The following is a 17,908-nucleotide window of genomic DNA, read 5'->3' as shown; positions in this document are numbered from 1 at the left end:
GGCGCGGCCGCACACCCGAGGGGGCGCTGCCCGGCCGACCGGCCCGGGCAGCGCCCTCCGGCGTTCCGTCCGCCTTCGGCGAGCGGCGGGCCGGGCCGGGGAGATCCCCGGCGCGGGGACGGGAGGGGCGCGAGCGGTCGGCATATCCTGGCCGTGCGCGCACGTTACGGCACGCGACGGGGAGCCGCCGGAGGGATCACCGATGACCATTGACCCCGACCTCGTCCCGAACGGCCTGGCGCGGGCCATCGGCGAACTGGCGCTCGTCGATCACCACGTGCACGGCGCCACCGCGCACGACCTGTCGCGCGGCGCGTTCGAAGAGCTGATCACCGAGTCCGACCGGCCGGTGCCCGGCTGGATGACGCAGTTCGACTCCCAGCTCGGCCACGCCATCCTGCGCCACTGCGCGCCGGTGCTCGGCCTCGGCGAGCACCCCTCGCCCGAGGAGTACCTGGCGCGCCGGGCCAGGCTCGGCGCGGCCGAGGTGAACCGCCGTCTGCTCGGCGCCGGCGGGGTCGGGCACTACCTGATCGAGACCGGCTACCGGGGCGAGGAGATCCTCGGCCCGGCCGGCATGGCGGAGGTCACCGGCGTGCCCGCCGACGAGGTGGTACGGCTGGAGGCGGTGGCCGAGCAGGTGGCCGCCGGCGGGTGCACGGCGGCCGGGTTCGCCGCCGCCTTCGCCGAGGCGCTGTGGCAACGCAGCCGCACGGCACGCGGACTGAAGACCATCGCCGCCTACCGGCACGGGCTCGACCTCGACCCCGAGCCGCCCACCGCCGGCGAGGTCACCGAGGCCGCCGGGCGCTGGCTGGCGACCGGCGGCCGGCTGAGTGACCCGGTGCTGCTGCGCCACCTCGTCTGGGCCGGGCTGGAGCGGGGGCTGCCGCTGCAGATCCACACCGGGTTCGGCGACCCCGACCTGGACCTGCGCCGCTCGAACCCGCTGCTGCTGCGCGGGCTGATCGAGCGGGCCGAGCCGACCGGGGTGCCGCTGATGTTGCTGCACTGCTACCCGTACCAGCGGGAGGCGGGTTTCCTCGCGCAGGCGTACCCGAACGTCTACCTCGACGTGGGGCTGGGGGTGAACCACACCGGCGCGCGGAGCGCGGCGGTGGTGGCGGAGAGCCTGGAGCTGGCGCCGTTCGCGAAGATCCTCTTCTCCTCCGACGCCTGGGGGCCCGCCGAGCTGCACCATCTGGGCGCGGTCCTGTGGCGGCGCGCGATGGCGCGGGTGCTCGGCGGGTTCGTGGCCGACGGGGAGTGGTCGCTCGGCCAGGCGCTGCGCGTGGCCGAGCTGATCGGCGCGCGGAACGCCCGCCGCGTCTACGGCTTGGCGGCCTCGTAGTCCCGCTTGCCCGCCGGCTCCAGGGTGCAGACGCCGTCCGCGCAGGAGCGCCGCAGCCGTCCCATCGAGATCGTCTGCACCAGCCCGATCGCCCAGCAGGTCGGGCAGCCGCGCAGCGCCGCCACCCCGGGCACCACGAGCAGCAGGCTGACCGGGCCCGTCACCGGGATCAGCGCGACCGCGGCGATCAGCGCGCCGAACCCCACCACCCCGCGCACCAGGTGACGCGTCAGCGACGTGCTGGCGAAGCTCCGGCCCTCACTCATCGTGACCCCCGCGCAGAGGTTCCGCCAGCATTCCCTGCACCGCCGATCTGGCGCGATGCAGCCGTGACTTCATCGCCGCCGTGCTCAGCCCGAGGGCGTCGGCGACCATGCGGCCGCTGAGCCCCTGCACGTCCCGCATGATCAGCACCTGCCGCTGGTCGGCGGGCAGCGCCGCGATGGCCGCGGCCACCCGGCCGGCCTCCAGCCGGCGGAACACCTCCTCCTCCGCCGACGGCAGGCCGGCCTCCGGCGCCGTCACGATCACCGGACGCGGCCGGAGCATGAGCCTGGCCCGCCTGACGCACTCGTTGCGCACGATACGGAAGATCCACGAGGCCAGCGCGCCCGACGCCCGCAACGTGCCGATCTTGCGGTAGAGCACGATCAACGCCTCCTGCGCGGCGTCCTCGGCGTCCTCAGGGGTGGCGCACAGCGAGCGCGCGAACCGGCGCACGTGCGGGTGCGCGCCCGACACCAGCGCGGCGAGCGACTCCACGTCACCCTCGCGGGCCGCTGAGATCAGGTGCTCGTCGGGCCACGTCGTGTCAGCCACGCTCGCGCCCCCTCCGCCGCAGCACGATGACGCTGCACGTGCCGATGAGCACGACCCCGACGGCGACGGCGATTCCTACCACCACGACGATCTCCTTCTGTCAGTCATCCCCGGCCCGATCGCCGGAACACCCATAAGAGGCACGCCGGCCGCGAAAGGATTCACCACGCTTCGTATCACCAAAATCCATCAAGTTCCGACATAAAGTCATCGCTTACGATCATCCCGAACGTCTAGGCTCGACCCCGATGGATCTCGAAACTTTCACCCCCGGTTCGGGCCGCCTCGCTCCCCGGGCGGCGCTCCGCTCCGACGCCCCCGCACTCGACCTGAACGGCGTCTGGCGCTTCAGGCTCTCCCCGGTGGCCCGTGTCCCCGAGGACTTCGCCGCCCCGGACCACGACGACGCCGCCTGGGACGAGCTGCCCGTGCCGTCTCACTGGCCGCTGCACGGCCACGGCGCGCCCGCGTACACGAACGTCTCCTATCCCTTCCCCGTCGACCCGCCGCACGTCCCCACCGAGAACCCGACGGGAGACTACCGCCGCGCCTTCGACCTGCCCGACGGCTGGAGCGGCGGCAGGCTCAGGTTCGAGGGCGTCGACTCCTTCGCCAAGGTATGGCTGAACGGCCACGAGCTGGGCTTCTCCACCGGCAGCCGGTTGCCGGTGGAGTTCGAGGCCGGGCCGTACCTGAGGCCGGGACGCAACGTGCTGGCCGTGCGCGTGCACCAGTGGTCTGCGGCGAGCTACCTGGAAGACCAGGACATGTGGTGGCTGCCCGGCATCTTCCGCGACGTCACGCTCACCCGCTCCACCGCCGACGTGTTCGTCCGCGCCGGCTACCAGGACGGCCGCGGCACCCTGAGCTTCACCGGCGACGGCCGGCTCGGCGTCCCCGAGCTCGGCGTCGCCGACCTGGAGCCGGGCGCCGAGATCACCGTCGAGGCCGAGCCGTGGACCGCCGAGACGCCCCGGCTCTACGACGCCGTCGTCACCTGCCCCGGCGAGACCGTGCGGCTGCGCGTCGGCTTCCGCACGATCTCCATCGAGGACGGCGTGCTCCTCGCCAACGGCAGCCCGCTGCTGCTCAAGGGCGTCAACCGGCACGAGTTCCACCCCGAGCACGGCCGCGCGGTGCCGTACGAGACCATGCGCGCGGACGTCCTGCTGATGAAGCGGCACAACGTCAACGCGGTACGCACCAGCCACTACCCGCCGCACCCCGACTTCCTGGACCTGTGCGACGAACTGGGCCTGTGGGTGATCGACGAGTGCGACCTGGAGACGCACGGCTTCGGCCAGGTCGGCTGGCGCGCCAACCCCACCGACGACCCGCGCTGGGCCGGCGCGCTGCTCGACCGCATGCGCCGGATGGTCGAACGCGACAAGAACCACCCCAGCGTGATCATGTGGTCGCTCGGCAACGAGGCCGGGACCGGCCGCAACCTGGCCGTCATGGCCGACTGGACGCGCGAGCGCGACCCGTCCAGGCCGATCCACTACGAGGGCGACCAGACGTGCGCGCACACCGACGTCTACTCGCGCATGTACGCCACGCACGCCGAGGTCGCCGCCATCGGGCAGCGCGCCGAGGACTCGCTGGACGACCCGGCACTCGACGCCCGCCGCCGCGCGATGCCGTTCCTGCAGTGCGAGTACGCCCACGCCATGGGCAACGGCCCCGGCGGCCTGGCCGAGTACCAGGAGCTGTTCGAGCGGTACCCGCGGCTGGCGGGCGGGTTCGTGTGGGAGTGGATCGACCACGGGCTCGCGCATCCCACGTTCGAGTACGCCTACGGCGGCGACTACGGCGAGCCGGTGCACGACTCGAACTTCGTCATCGACGGCCTGGTCTTCCCCGACCGCACGCCCTCGCCCGGGCTGCTGGACCTGAAGAAGGTGTTCGAGCCGGTCGGGTTCGAGTTCGGCGACGGGCTGGTGCGGGTGGCCGGCCGCGGTGGCTTCCGCGACCTGTCCCACCTGCGCTTCGTCGCCGCCGTCGAGGCGGAGGGCGTCGCGGTGGCGGAGTTCGCGCTGGCCGTGCCGGCCGGCGGCGGCGAGGTGAAGCTGCCCGCCCTGCCGGACGGGCCGGGGGAGCGCTGGCTCACCGTACGCGCCGTACTGGCCGAGGACCAGCCGTGGGCGCCGGCCGGCCACGAACTCGCCTGGTCCCAGACCCTCCTGACACCCCCTGCCCCCCGTGCCGAGGAGCCTTTCGCGGGGACGGTCACCGCCTCTCCGCAAGAGGGCGGGATCGTCTGGGGCGGCGCCGTCGTCGACCCGGCGACCGGCCGCCTGACCAGGCTGTTCGGCCTCCACGTCGAAGGCCCGAGGCTGGACCTGTGGCGCGCCCCCACCGACAACGACCGCTACGGCGGACTCGACTGGACGTGGCGCACCCAGGGCCTGCACCGCCTCACCCACCGCCTGGACGCCGTCGAGGCGACAGGCGACACCCTGACCGTCCGCACCAGGGTCGCCCCCGCCGCCTCCGACCGGGGCGTCCACGCCGCCTACCACTGGACGCCGACCGCCGCCGGCGGCCTCGTCCTGACCGTGGAGCTGGAACCGGACGGCGACTGGCCCGGCCCGGTCCCGAGGCTGGGCCTGGCCATGACGCTCCCCGCGACCGTCGAGGACGTCACCTGGTTCGGCCGCGGCCCCGGCGAGGCGTACCCCGACACGGGCCTGGCCGCCCGGGTGGGCCGCTGGCACGCCACCGTGGACGAGCTGCAGACCCCGTACGTCTACCCGCAGGAGAACGGCCACCGCGCGGACGTGCGCTGGGCCGAGCTCGGCGGGCTGAGGATCACCGGCGACCCGGTCTTCGGCCTGACCGCCCGCCGCTGGAGCACCGCCGAGCTGGAACACGCCAGGCACCGCCCCGACCTCGTCCCAGGCGACCGGGTGCACGTGCACCTCGACCTGGCGCACCAGGGCATCGGCACCGCCACCTGCGGCCCCGGCACCCTGCCCCGTTACGAGCTGAGGGTCGAGGCGGCCACGTTCACCGTCCGCTTCGACCCCGCATAGCGGCAACCGCCGGGTCCCGTACGAGACGGGACCCGGCGGCCGTTTCACACCGACAGCACGACCCCGGCGCCGACCGTCAGCCCGCCCTCGCGGATGGCGAACCCGAGCCCGGGCTCGACCGCGACGGCCTTGCCCAGCTCCACCCGGACCTCGACGGTCTCGCCCGGCCGGGCGGGCGCGGGCAGCGCCAGCTCGCCAGGCACGTCGGTGGTGCGCAGGTAGAACTGCGGCCGGTAGCCGGAGGCGACCGGCCCGCGCCGTCCGCCCTCTTCCGGGGTGAGCAGGTAGACGCGCGCGGTGAACGCCGAACGCGCCCGCTGGCTGCCCGGCGCCGCCAGCACCATGCCCCGCCGCACCTGCTCGCGGCGCACGCCGCGGAGCAGCACGGCGGCGTTGTCGCCGGCCTCGCCGCGCTCCATCGTCTTGCCGAACGTCTCCACCCCGGTCACCACCGCGGTGAAGCCGTCGCCGAAGCCGACGACCTCGACCGTGTCGCCGACCCGCACGGCGCCGCGCTCGATGGCCCCGGTGACGACGGTGCCCCGGCCGGTGACGGTGATGACGTTCTCCACCGGCATGAGGAACGGCGCGTCCACGTACCTGACCGGCACGGGGATGTGCTCGTCCACCGCCCGCAGCAGCGCGTCGACCGACGCCGTCCAGACCGGGTCGCCCTCCAGCGCCCGCAGCCCGGACACCCGCACCATCGGCACGTCACGGTAGCCGTGCTCGGTGAGCAGGTCCTGCAGTTCGAGCTCGACCAGGTCGGTCAGCTCCGGGTCGGCGCCGTCGGCCTTGTTGACGGCGACCACCAGGTGCTCCACCCCGACCCGCCGGGCCAGCAGCACGTGTTCCCTGGTCTGCGGCATGATGCCGTCGTGCGCGGACACGACGAGGATGGCCCCGTCGAGCTGCGCCGCCCCCGTGATCATGTTCTTCACGTAGTCGGCGTGGCCCGGCATGTCCACATGCGCGTAGTGGCGGGTGTCGGTCTCGTACTCGACGTGCGAGATGTTGATCGTGATGCCCCTGGAGGCCTCCTCCGGGGTGCGGTCGATCCGCTCGAACGGCGTGTACGTGGCCTGCCCGCGCGCGGCGAGCACCTTGGTGATCGCCGCGGTCAGCGTGGTCTTGCCGTGGTCGACGTGGCCCATCGTGCCGATGTTGAGGTGCGGCTTGTTGCGCACATAGGCCTGCTTGGCCATGATCCCTTCCTCTGCGATGCCTGGATGAGTGTGACCCGTCGGGGTCGTCGACCTCCCCCCGCCGGGTCACTCAGAGACTCACGGGAAGAGGTCAGCGCTCCAGGCCGTCGCAGGCACGCTCGAACGCGCCCAGGGCGGGCGTCGCGAGGTGAGCGTGCTGGAACATGATGACCATAGTGCTGGCCTCAGCACCGCGGGGCAACGCATTATTCCCGACGAAAGGATCTTCACGTGAAGCTGGCCGAGCTGATCGCCGAGTACGACGTCCCCGGCGCCGCCGTGGCGTACCTGCACCAGGGGGAGACGCGCGAGTTCGCCGCGGGCACGCTCAACCGCGACACCGGCGTCGAGGTCACCACCGACGCGCTCTTCCAGATCGGCTCGGTGACCAAGCTCTACACCGCGACCCTGCTCATGCGCCAGGTCGAGCGCGGCAGGCTCACGCTGGACACCCCGGTGCGCGCGGTGCTGCCCGAGTTCGCCGTGTCCGACCCGCGGGCGTCGGCCGCCGTCACGGTCAGGCACCTGCTCTCGCACACCAGCGGCATCGACGGCGACCTGTTCCTCGACACCGGCCGCGGCGACGACTGCCTGGCCAAGTACGTCGACGCCTGCGCCGACCTCGCGCAGAACCACCCGCTGGGCGCCACCCAGTCCTACTGCAACGCCGGGTTCGTCATCGCCGGCCGGATGCTGGAGCGCCTGGAGGGCAAGCGCTGGGACGACGTGCTGCGCGAGCAGATCGCCGAGCCGCTGGGCCTGACCCACACCTGGACCCTGCCCGAGGACGTGCTGCGCTTCCGCGCCGCGATCGGCCACCGCGAGGGCTCGACGGTGCGGCACTGGGGGCTGATGCGGTCCATGGGCCCGGCCGGGCTGATCTGCGCCCGCCCGGCCGACGTGGTCGCCTTCGCCCGCGCCCACCTCGAAGGCGGGCTGCTCGACGACCCGCGGGCGATGTGGGAGCCGCAGGTGGAGCTGCCGAACCCGCACGGCATCGGCAGCCACTGGGGCCTCGGCTGGATCCTCGCCGACTGGGACGGCCACCGGGTGATCTCCCACGGCGGCAACACGATCGGCCAGCACGCCATGCTCTGGGCGGTGCCGGGCACCGGCACGATCGTCTGCGTCACCGCCAACGGCGGCTATCACGCCGCGTTCACCCACGCCGTGGCCACCGAGCTGTTCGCCGAGCTGGACGGCATCGCCGTCCCGCCCAGGCTCGCCCCGCCCGAGAGCCCCGCCGAGGTGGACGCGGCCCGCTTCGCCGGCGTCTACGAGCGCACCGGCAGCCGCTTCACCGTGATCGCCGGCGACGGCGGGCTGTCCGTGCGGTACGAGCCCACCGGCGCGATGGCCGAGATGCCGGGCGAGCACGAGGAACTGCCGCTGCTGCCGGTGGACGCGACCACGTTCGCCTGCCGGCCGCCCGGCGACCCGGCCTGGCAGGCGGCGGTGTTCCACGAGGTGGACGGCCGGTCGTACCTGCACTTCGCCGGCCGGGCCACGCCCAAGGTCACAGCGTGATCCACTCCGTGGCGGTGGTGACCTCGTCCAGGATCGACGGGATCGGCTCGACGCCGAGCCCGGGCCCGGCCGGCACGGCGAGGTGGCCGTCGTTCAGCTCGAACGGCTCGGTGATGTCGGTCGCGTAGTACCTGCGCGAGCCCGAGGTGTCGCCGGGCAGGGTGAAGCCGGGCAGCGCGGCGAGCGCCACGTTCGCCGCCCGGCCGAGCCCGGTCTCCAGCATGCCGCCGCACCACACCGCGATGCCGTTGGCCCGGCACAGGTCGTGGATGCGCCTGGCCTCCAGGTAGCCGCCGACCCGTCCTGGCTTGATGTTGACGATCGAGCACGAGCCGAGCGCGATGGCCGCCGCCGCGTGCTCGGCCGACTCGATCGACTCGTCCAGGCAGATCGGCGTCCTGAGCTGCTTCGCCAGCTTGGCGTGCTGCACCAGGTCGTCGTTGGCCAGCGGCTGCTCGATCAGCAGCAGGCCGAGGTCGTCGAGCCCGGCCAGGTGCCGCGCGTCGGTCAGCGTGTACGCGGCGTTCGCGTCGACCTGCAGCAGCACGTCGTCGCCGAACCGCTCGCGCACCGCGCGCACCGGCGCCAGGTCCCAGCCCGGCTCGATCTTCAGCTTGATCCGCAGGTAGCCCTCGTCCAGGTAGCCGGCCACGGCGTCGAGCAACTGCGGGATCGAGTCCATGATGCCCACCGACACCCCGCACGGCACCCGGTCGCGGGCCGCGCCCAGGAACCGGCCGAACGACTCGCCGGCCGCGCGCAGCTGGGCGTCGAGCACGGCCGTCTCCACGGCGGCCTTGGCCATCCGGTGCCCCTTGATCGGCTCCAGCGCCCTGGCGACGTCGTTCGCGCCCAGCGGCCTGGTCAGCGCGGGCAGCAGGAACCGCTTGATCACCTCGGCGGCGCCGTCGACGTACTCGCTGGAGTAGAGCGGCTCCGACATCGCCACGCACTCGCCCCACCCCTCGGCCTCGGGGGTCACGACGCGCACGAGCAGCACGTCGCGGGCGGTCTCGGTGCCGAACGAGGTGCGGAACGGCGACACCAGAGGCATCGCGATCCGCCGTAGCTCCACTCCTGTGATCTTCACGCTCTCTCCACAACGCTCGCAGAACTCATGTCTCCACCGACCGTAATCGAGCCGGGCCGCCGATCTGGACGCAGGGCCGCCGGCGTCAGCAGGGCTTCGCCCCGGCCAGCACCTTCGGCGGGCCGCCCGAGACCAGCTTGAGCACCGGCAGCTCGAAGCCCACCCGGTTGCCCGTCGTGCCGTTGAACATGATGCTGCCCGACGCCCCCGGCACCGCCGTCGGGAGCTGCTGGAACAGCGGCAGCATCTCGGCCACGTCCGCCGGGGTGACCGGGTCGTCGCCCTGCTGGCCGGCCGCCCGCCTGATCGCCGCGACGGCGGTGACCACGGAGTCGTGCGCCATGATCCCCCAGCCGGTGCCGAGGTCGGCGGCCTTGAAGCCGAGTGACACGTAGGCGCGCTCGAACTGGATGAACTGGGCCGGCGCGGTGCCGCACTTCAGCACCGACGGCTCGACCAGCGGCGAGTAGACCACCGAGATGTTCTCGAGCGCCTCGCGCACGCTCTCGTCCTGCCGCAGCCGGACGGTGTCGGAGCCGGTGACGATCGTGATCGGCTTGGTGTGGCACTGCTGGTTGCCGGTGTGCAGGCTCTGCAGGAACGCCGGCAGGTCCGCGCCCCGCCCGGCGTAGAAGATCACGTCCGTGGCGCGGCCGCACAGGTTGCCCCTGATGAGGTCCCACTCGTTGCCCGGGGGAGCGCTGAACGGGTACTCGACGCTGCCGCCGGCCTCCCACAGGTCCTTCATCGTGTTCTTGAACCCGGCGGCCAGCGCGTCGGCGTAGTGGTCGCCCGGCTTCTTCGAGCGGACCAGGCTCGCCGTCTTCACCTTCCCGGTGCTCCGCAGGTAGGTGTTCAGCACGTTGATCTGCTCGCCCACGCGCGGGTTCACCCGGACGAACCCCGGCACCGCGACCATGTCGATGCCGTCGGCGGTGACGACGTCCGAGACCATCCCGAAGTCCCGCGTGGCCAGCAGCTTCATGGCGCTGAGCGAGCGCTCGTCGCTGCGGCCGAGCCCGGCCACGGCCACCAGCCTGTCGGGCGACTTCTCCATGGCGAGCAGGTCCCTGGTGGTCTGCTCCCAGTTGCCGCCCTGGCTGTCCGTGTTGGCCAGCACCATCTTGATCAGCGGCCGCGCGCCCACCAGGGCCGTCCTGTTGGCCCGGTTCAGCGCGGTGACCGCCCCTTCGAGCTGGTGCAGCACCCGCGGCTCCGGCTGGGTCAGCGGGCCGAGGAAGGCGATGGTGTAGTACGTGCCGGGGCCGCCCTTCACGGCGAACTCGTTCTCCGCGGCCAGGACCTTCATCACCCGGTCGAAGCTCGGGTCGAAGGCGTACGTGCCGGAGACGCCCACGCACTCGGTGCGTGTCACGCCTTCGGCGGTGGTGACCTCGACCCGGCGCACGCTCCCGGGCTCGCAGTAGTCGGGCCCGCCCCACAGCGCCGGGATGACGATCAGCCAGATGAGCAGAGCCACGGCGAGGCCGCCGGCCGTGATCAGCACCCACATCGTGCCGGTGCCCATCCGTTCCCTGATCGCGCGGATCATCGATCGCCTCCCTGGGGGATCGTCAGGTCGGGGGCCCGCCGCCACCGGCGCAGCTCGCCCGGCCAGGTCAGGTGCGCCCGGTAGAGCACGTCCTGGCAGCAGTCGTTCTCGCTGCCCGTGGCCAGGATGGTGAGCTGGAGCGCGACCAGGTCGATCCGGTCCGCGCGGGGCACGGCCGCGGGCGCGGACTGACGCCACAACGCGTCCACGAGCCGGCCGATGGCGTGGTGGGTCTGGTGGGCCTGCGGCGCGTGCTCGGCGCACGTGGGGCAGCCGTCCTGCGGCTTCCTGGGCGGGGTCAGGCCGTCGGGCGGGAGCGGGGCGGCGCAGATCAGCTTGAGCGCGTCGAGCCAGGGGCGGGCGTGGTCCTTCACGAACAGCCGGTGCAGGCCACGGGTGACGTTCTCGCGGTCGCCGAGTGCCAGCGCGTGGTGCAGGCCGCGGACCGTCCGCTCGGCGGAGGCGGCTCCTCCGTCCTCGTAGAAGGAGCGCAGGCGGCGGTGGACCTGGGCCCACACGCCGGGCCCCGCCGCGCGCAGCTCGTGCAGCAGCAGGACGCGCAGGGTGCGGTCCGCGACGAACGCCTGGTCGTCCCCCTGCCGCCGGCCGCCGCTCCAGTGGTCGGCCCGCAGATACGTCAACGTCGCCGGGACGGGCAGCACGCCGCCGTCCCCGCGCGGAAAGGCGACGCTGAGATGCTGGGCGGCCGGGGTGTCCAGGGCGGCCGCGAAGAAGGTCAGCCGCTGCCTGGCCAGCGGGTCGGGCAGCAGCCCGTCGAGCAGCCGCGAGCAGACGGTGGTCCGCGGCTCGCCCTCGCCGAGGCCGAGCAGCGCGCCGAGATCGGGCTCACCGTGCTCGCGCCCGGTCGCGGCGGCGACCAGGCCGGCGACCACGGCCGGCCGCCCGTCGCTGAGCTCGGTGACGGGCGTGGACAGGGCGCTGTCGGCGCGGGCCTCGATCAGCATCTCCATGACGTGGTCCGCCGTCAGCGGCCGCAGGCCGAGCCGGAGCAGCCAGGACTCGGGCGCGCCCGCGGTGCTCGGCCGCGTCCAGCCCGAGGTCTCCGTCACGGACCCGACCGGGGTGTGGGCGTTCTCGTCGCCCAGCGCGGCGGCCACCACGACGGGCTGCGTGCGCGTGTCCGGGGGCTGCGTGCGCGCGTCCGGGGTCGTCTCGATCGTCTCGTGCTGCGCCTGGCACAGCAGTTTGAGAAAGAGCGTGCCCAGCTCGGTGTGGGCGTTGTCGAGCAGCAGCAGCGGACCTGGATCGTCGTTGAAGCGCCGCCACCATCCGTAGTAGTCGCGGACGTCGGCCAGGAGCGCGGCGACCAGATGTCTCTCGGCGCGCTCGCGGCTCGGGCCGCCGGCGCGGAAGTTCAGTGAGAGCGCGGTGAGCTGGGCCCAGGAGTCGCCGACGGCGTTGAGTTTGCGCCCGCCCCACCAGCCGATGGCGCGCCGGCGCAGCCGGGGGGACAGCAGCCTGTTGCCCACGGTCTCGATCAGCGGCTTGACCACCTCGTCGATCGGTGCGGGCACGCCGACCAGCCCGGTCACCATCGTCGCGACCGTGGAGGTCAGCGAGTTGACGAGCGCCTGCCTGGCGGCCGGGGTGGGCTGGGAGTCGATGAAGAGCTGGGCCAGCGCCGCACGGGCGGCCAACAGATCAGGGGCGGGCACCTTGTCGTCGCCCACGCGCCAGGCGGTGACGGCCAGCAGCCCGTAGACCAGCCGCGGGCAGCGCAGCGGCGGCGGCGCGAGCGGTTTCGGGCGCCAGGTGGCGCCGCGGAAACGCTGGTGCAGCTGATATTCCAGGTAATAGAGCAGGTCGGTGACGGCTGAGGCGTTCGGCGCCGTGCCGGGGGCGAAAGGGGCGAGACCGGCCATGCCGAGGTTGGCCGCGCCGAGGTCGGCGTGCGCCTGCGGGATTCGCTGACTGTAGGCGTCACGCAGGTGTTCGAGCACGGCGGTCTTGCCGGCGCCTCTGCCCCCGATGAGTTCGACGTACGGCCCGTGTGAGGCGAACTCGAATTTCACCCGGCGGCCGTCCGGCCCGCAGCCGACCAAACGCGGCACTAAACCCGTGATAAGGGCCTCCCGCCCGTGGAGTCTCGCCATCGATTCCCATCCACCACGTCGAACCCCACCCCGTCCGGTGCTGACACTAGCCGGGCGCACGGAGATCGGCGAGATATTCAGGTCTCATTCCGAATAAGACAGAAAGGGGCCCGCGCGGCGCGGCCGTCATTGTTTCCATGACGAATATCCGATTATGGGCGCGTGGCCGCCGGGTGTTGACCGGGTCTTGACAAGATGATCTGATGTGGGCGATCCGGTGCACTTCTGCGTGTTTCCGGGCGGTTTTGCGCAGTCTCAGGAGCGTACGTATGCCCCTCCGCCGTCCGTTGGCCCTCGCCCTCGCCGTGACGATCATGCTTCCCCTCCCCGCCCACGCCTCGGCCGGCGACCCGGCCGAGTTCCCCATCACCCCGGTCGTCGGCCTCGTCCGGGCGGCCGGCGCGCACCCGAACGCCGAGGCGGTCGTCCGCCGGGTGCTCGCCGACGCCGGCGTCAAACGCGTCCGGACCGCCACCACCGACCCCGGCACGCCCGTCACCGTCTGGCTGGGCGCCGCCGACGACACGGCCGCCACAGGCGCCGCCCGCCGCGACGTGCTGGACCGGCTCGGCGCGCCCGGCTCCCAGGGGCTCGCGCCAGAAGGGTTCGCGCTAACCGCCGGGCGCGACGCGGACGACCGCAAGCACATCGTGCTCGACGGCGTGGACGCCGACGGCGCCTACTACGCGGCGCTGGAACTCAAGGACCTGGTACGCCGCCACCAGGGCAACGACAGGATGCCCGAGGTACGGCTGCGCCAGGCCCCGGCCATGCGTTACCGCGGCTCGATCGAGGGCTTCTACGGCACGCCCTGGTGGCACCAGGACCGGCTCGACCACCTGGACTACCTGGGCGCGCACCGGATGAACACCTACGAGTACGCGCCCAAGGACGACCCGTACCACCGCGACCGCTGGCGCGAGCCGTACCCGGCGGACAAGCTGGCCCAGCTCGGCGAGCTGATCACGCGGGCCGCCGCCGGCCACGTGGACTTCACCTTCGCCGTCTCGCCCGGACTGTCGATCTGCTACACCGACCCGGGCGACACCGCCAAGCTGCTGGCCAAGTTCGACGCGATCCACGCGCTCGGCGGCCGTTCGTTCAACGTCGCGCTGGACGACATCGACGCCGGCCGGTGGAACTGCGACGGCGACCGCGCCAGGTACGGCGCGCCGGGCGGCGCGGCTGCCGGGCGGGCGCAGAGCGACCTGCTCAACGCCGTGCAGGCCTGGGTACGGGCCAAGGGCGACGTCAAGCCGCTGCAGATGGTGCCCACCGAGTACTACAACGCCACCGAGACCGGCTACAAGAAGGCGCTCAGGGAGGTGCTCGACCGGGACGTCATCCTGCACTGGACCGGCCTCGGCGTGGTGCCCCAGCGCATCACCAAGGCCGACGCGGCCAGGGCCAGGCAGGTGTTCGGCCACGAGATCCTGGTCTGGGACAACTACCCGGTCAACGACTACATCGCCGGACGCCTGCCACTCGGCGCCTACACCGGCCGCGAGCCGGGGCTGTCGGAGCACCTGGTGGGTATCATCTCCAACCCGATGAACCAGGCCGCGGTCAGCAAGGTCGCGCTGTTCTCCTTCGCCGAGTTCGGCTGGGCGGACACCACGTACGACGCCCAGCGGTCGTGGCTGCGCGCGCTGGACGAGCGGGCCGGCGGCGACCCGGCCGTGGCCCGCGCGCTGCGCGACTTCGCCGAGCTGAACACCTACGACGGAACCCTGCACCGCGACCGCGCCCCCGTGCCGGCCGCCGAGATCGCGGCGTTCTGGACCGCCTGGCGGGCCGGTCGGGACACGACCCTGCGCGCCTACGCCGAACGGCTGCGCGCCGCGCCGGGCGTGATCCGCGCCGGCGTGCCCGACCGGGCGTTCGCCGCCGAGGCCGAGGCCTGGCTGAAGGCCACCGAGCTGTGGTCGCAGGCGCTGATCGAGGCCCTGGACGTGCTCGACGCGGTCCGCGCCGGCGACGGCGGCCGGGCGCTGGCGGCCAGGCGGGAGGCGACCGGCCTGATCGCCGCCGCCAAGGCGCTGCGCGACGTGCGCCTGCCGCACTCCGGCACGTACCCGCGCATCGCCGACGGCGTGCTCGACACGTTCATCGCCGACGCGCTGACCGAGCTGGACCGCTGGATCGGCATCACCGCAGACCGGCCCGCCGCCACCACCACGCTCGGCACCTACCAGGACCACACCCCCGATCGCATGGTGGACGGCGACCCCGGCACCTACTTCTGGAGCAACGGCTCGCCGGGCGCCGGCGACTCGGTCACCGTCGACCTCGGCGGCGTGCGCGCCATCGGCGAGGTGGCCGTGCTCATGGGCAAGCCGGGCAGCCCGAACGACTACCTCCGCGCCGGCGTGCTCGAACACTCCGCGGACGGCGCCACCTGGACCACCCTGGCCACCGGCGCCGCCGCCGAGGTCAGGGCCACCGCCCCGGCCGGCACCCGGGCCCGCTACCTGCGCTACCGGGCGACGGGGAGCAACGACCACTGGCTGGTCGTCCGCGAGTTCACCGCCGCCGTGCTGGACGATACGGTCACCAGGATCACCGTCGGCGGCACCCCGGCCGGCAGCCGACCGGCCGCCGCGGCCGACGGCAGCCTCGACACCGCCTGGCAGGCGGCGGCCGCGCCGGCGTCGGGCAACGCGCTGCAGTTCACGCTGTCCAGGCCGCGCCCGATCGACCGGGTCGCGGTCGTCGGCAGCGGGCAGGCGGAGGTGCAGGTGCGGGTGTCCGGGCAGTGGCGGCCGATCGGCCGGCTCGACGGCGGCTACACCGAGCTCGACCCCGCCGACGTCACCGCCGACGCGATCCGCCTGGCCTGGACGCCCGGCGGCCCCGCCCCGGCGATCAGCGAGGTGGTGCCGCGCTACGCCGACGTGCCCGCCGTCACGCTCGCCGCCGATCCCGCCGTGCTGGAGACCACCATCGGGCAGGAGGCGACGCTCACGCTGAGCCTGTCGACCCGGCGCGCCGCCGCCGTGCCGGGCACGCTGTCGGTGACCGGGCCGCAGGGCTGGCAGGTGCCCGCCGACCGGGCGCTCACCGTCCCGCGCGGCGGCGGTCTCGTGCTGCCGGTCGCGTTCACGCCCACCGGCTCGGGCACGCTCACGCTCGCCTTCGCGGGCGTCGAGACCACCGTCGAGGTGCGGGCGCACCGGCCCGCCGCGGACGTCAACGCCGCCCGCGGCCGCCCCGTCACCGCCTCCAGCGTCGAAGGCGGCACCAGCTTCGCCGCCGCCCACGCCGTGGACGGCGACCCGGCCACCCGCTGGTCATCCGGCCGCACCGACGGCGAATGGCTGCGGGTGGAGCTGGCCCAGCCGGTGGACGTGGCCAGGGTGGTGCTGCGCTGGGAGGCCGCCTACGGCAAGGCGTACCGGGTGGAGACGTCCGACGACGGCACCACGTGGACGCCGATCGCCGAGGTGACCGACGGGAACGGCGGCGTGGACGACCTCAGGATCGACCAGGCCAACACCGCACGGCACATCCGGGTCCAGGGCGTGCGCCGCGCCACCGGCTACGGCTACTCGCTGTGGGAACTGGAGGTCTACCCGGCCCGGTGAGCCCCGGGGTCAGCGCAGGCTCCTGGCGTCCAGCCGGCGCAGCACCCGCGTGACGACCTCCGGGTCGGCACGCGGGTCGCGGCGGGCGTCCAGGACCGCCTGCCTGGCCGCCGACATCATCTCCGCCTGCACCCGCCTGATCGTCCTGACCCGCTCCGCCCGCTGCTCGTACGCCTCGCGCCGCTCCTCGTCGGCGGCCTCCGGGCTGATGCGCACGCCGAGGTCGCCGAGCATCCTGCCGAGCGCCTCGACCACGTCGTCGGGCAGGTCCTCGCGCTCGTCGATCTCCCGCAGCCGCCGCCTGGCCGCGCCCGCGGCCTGGATCGCCAGCCGTTTCTCCAGCTCACGCTCGGCCGCGGTGTCGGACTTGACGCCCAGCTTCGTCACCAGCCACGGCAGCGTCAGACCCTGCACCACCAGCGTCGCCAGGATCACCGCGAACGCGATGAACACCACCACGGGACGCTCGGGGAACGGCCGGCCGTCGTCGGTGCGCAGCGGGATGGCCAGCGCGAGCGCCACCGACGCCACCCCGCGCATGCCCGCCCACCACATCACCACCGTCTCGCGCCAGGACAGCGGGATCTCGGTGTCGTCGCGTCCTGGCCGGCGCGCCTGCTTGGCCAGCCACGCGGCCGGCAGCAACCACGTCAGCCGGACGCCGGCCACCACCGCCAGCACCACCGCGCTCCAGCCCAGCACCTGCCAGACCCGCCCGTGCACGGTGCCCAGCACCGCGTGCAGCTCCAGCCCGATCAGCCCGAACGCCACCCCGGTCACCAGCGTGTCGACCACCCGCCAGAACGTCGCCGCGGCGAACCTGCCGAACACGTCGTCGGCGTCGGACATGCGGTCGCTCAGGTAGAAGGCGCTGGTCAGCACCGCCAGCACGCCGGAGCCGCCGAGCTCGTCGGCCAGCGCGTACGCCACGAACGGCACCAGCAGCGACAACCCGACCTGCAGCGTGGCATCGCCCAGGTACGCCATCAGCCGCCCGCCCAGCCAGCCGAGCGCCAGCCCGACCAGCACCGCCACCACCGCGGAGACCACGAGCTCGGCCAGCGCGTGCGGCCAGGAGAACACGCCGGTCACCGCGGCCGCGATCGCCACGTGGTAGAGGACGATCGCGGTGACGTCGTTGAACAGGCCCTCGCCCTCCAGCAGCGACACCATGCGCCTGGGCAGCCCCAGCCGGCCCGCCACCGCCGTGGCCGCCACCGGGTCGGGCGGCGCCACCAGCGCGCCCAGCGCCGCGGCCGCCGCCAGCGGCAGCCCAGGCACCAGCGCGTGCGCGGTGGCCGCCACCGCCGCGGTCGTCACGAACACCAGCGCCACGGCCAGCAGGAAGATCGGCTGCCAGTTGGCCGCGAACTGCCGCCACGACGTGCGCTGCACCGCCGCGTACAGCAGGGGCGGCAGCAGCAGCGGCAGCACGATGCCGGGTGGGATGTCCACGTCGGGCACGAACGGCAGCACGGCCAGCACGATGCCGAGCAGCGTCATCAGGACCGGGGCGGGCAGGCCGAGACGCTCGCCGAGCGGGACGGTGAGCAAGGCGCCGAGCAGCACCAGCATGAGCAGCACGAACTGATCCACGACACCCCCCGCCTAGCCTTACCCCACCACCCACC

At 73.4% G+C, this 17,908-nt stretch carries 11 protein-coding genes; 4 read left to right on the top strand and 7 right to left on the bottom strand.

The features are described 5' to 3' along the window. Positions 1 to 202: 202 nt before the first annotated feature. On the top strand, positions 203 to 1,351 hold the full coding sequence (locus HII36_RS31660) for an amidohydrolase family protein (protein WP_173526958.1): 1,149 nt from the start codon (positions 203 to 205) through the stop codon (positions 1,349 to 1,351). On the opposite strand, the gene HII36_RS31655 is transcribed toward HII36_RS31660, so the two are convergent. Both HII36_RS31655 and HII36_RS31650 read right to left on the bottom strand, forming a co-directional pair. Then, positions 1,330 to 1,617, bottom strand: a complete 288-nt coding sequence (locus tag HII36_RS31655) for a hypothetical protein (protein WP_173526957.1) — start codon at positions 1,615 to 1,617, stop codon at positions 1,330 to 1,332. The genes HII36_RS31660 and HII36_RS31655 overlap by 22 nt on opposite strands. Next, positions 1,610 to 2,170 carry an RNA polymerase sigma factor gene (locus HII36_RS31650; RefSeq protein ID WP_173526956.1) on the bottom strand — a complete coding sequence of 187 codons (561 nt, stop codon included), beginning with the start codon at positions 2,168 to 2,170 and terminating at the stop codon, positions 1,610 to 1,612. The genes HII36_RS31655 and HII36_RS31650 overlap by 8 nt, the downstream gene beginning before the upstream one ends. Positions 2,171 to 2,418: 248 nt before the next feature. Between HII36_RS31650 and HII36_RS31645 the strand changes: the two genes are divergently transcribed. Beyond that, complete coding sequence (locus tag HII36_RS31645; protein ID WP_173526955.1) at positions 2,419 to 5,205, top strand: glycoside hydrolase family 2 TIM barrel-domain containing protein; 2,787 nt, start codon at positions 2,419 to 2,421, stop codon at positions 5,203 to 5,205. A 44-nt stretch (positions 5,206 to 5,249) separates the two neighbouring features. Here the strand turns inward: HII36_RS31645 and tuf are convergent, their stop codons facing one another. Beyond that, on the bottom strand, positions 5,250 to 6,410 hold the full coding sequence (tuf, locus tag HII36_RS31640; protein ID WP_173526954.1) for an elongation factor Tu: 1,161 nt from the start codon (positions 6,408 to 6,410) through the stop codon (positions 5,250 to 5,252). A gap of 231 nt (positions 6,411 to 6,641) precedes the next feature. Here tuf and HII36_RS31635 point away from each other — a divergent pair, with 231 nt between their 5' ends. After that, on the top strand, positions 6,642 to 7,937 hold the full coding sequence (locus HII36_RS31635) for a serine hydrolase domain-containing protein (RefSeq protein WP_173526953.1): 1,296 nt from the start codon (positions 6,642 to 6,644) through the stop codon (positions 7,935 to 7,937). On the opposite strand, the gene menC is transcribed toward HII36_RS31635, so the two are convergent. The 3 genes from menC to HII36_RS31620 all read right to left on the bottom strand — a co-directional run bounded on the left by menC (position 7,927) and on the right by HII36_RS31620 (position 12,651). Continuing rightward, on the bottom strand, positions 7,927 to 9,027 hold the full coding sequence (menC, locus tag HII36_RS31630; protein ID WP_173526952.1) for an o-succinylbenzoate synthase: 1,101 nt from the start codon (positions 9,025 to 9,027) through the stop codon (positions 7,927 to 7,929). The two genes, HII36_RS31635 and menC, sit on opposite strands and share 11 nt — an antisense overlap. An 85-nt stretch (positions 9,028 to 9,112) precedes the next feature. Beyond that, the gene (locus HII36_RS31625; RefSeq protein WP_173526951.1) at positions 9,113 to 10,579 is read right to left on the bottom strand and encodes a type 1 periplasmic-binding domain-containing protein; all 1,467 of its coding nucleotides are present in this window, start codon (positions 10,577 to 10,579) and stop codon (positions 9,113 to 9,115) included. Continuing rightward, positions 10,576 to 12,651, bottom strand: coding sequence for a hypothetical protein (locus HII36_RS31620; protein ID WP_173526950.1), 2,076 nt, complete (start codon positions 12,649 to 12,651; stop codon positions 10,576 to 10,578). The genes HII36_RS31625 and HII36_RS31620 overlap by 4 nt, the downstream gene beginning before the upstream one ends. Before the next feature lie 356 nt (positions 12,652 to 13,007). Here HII36_RS31620 and HII36_RS31615 point away from each other — a divergent pair, with 356 nt between their 5' ends. Then, positions 13,008 to 16,277 carry a beta-N-acetylglucosaminidase domain-containing protein gene (locus tag HII36_RS31615; protein ID WP_217370209.1) on the top strand — a complete coding sequence of 1,090 codons (3,270 nt, stop codon included), beginning with the start codon at positions 13,008 to 13,010 and terminating at the stop codon, positions 16,275 to 16,277. A 9-nt stretch (positions 16,278 to 16,286) separates the two neighbouring features. Here HII36_RS31615 and HII36_RS31610 read toward each other — a convergent pair whose 3' ends face one another. Further along, positions 16,287 to 17,873 (bottom strand): Na+/H+ antiporter, encoded by a 1,587-nt coding sequence (locus HII36_RS31610; RefSeq protein ID WP_173526948.1) that lies wholly within the window; start codon positions 17,871 to 17,873, stop codon positions 16,287 to 16,289. Positions 17,874 to 17,908: the final 35 nt, after the last annotated feature.

It is taken from the genome of Nonomuraea antri, assembly GCF_013283785.1.
GTDB classification, from domain to species: Bacteria; Actinomycetota; Actinomycetes; order Streptosporangiales; family Streptosporangiaceae; genus Nonomuraea; species Nonomuraea antri.
This window is presented reverse-complemented; position numbering and strand designations above follow the sequence as displayed.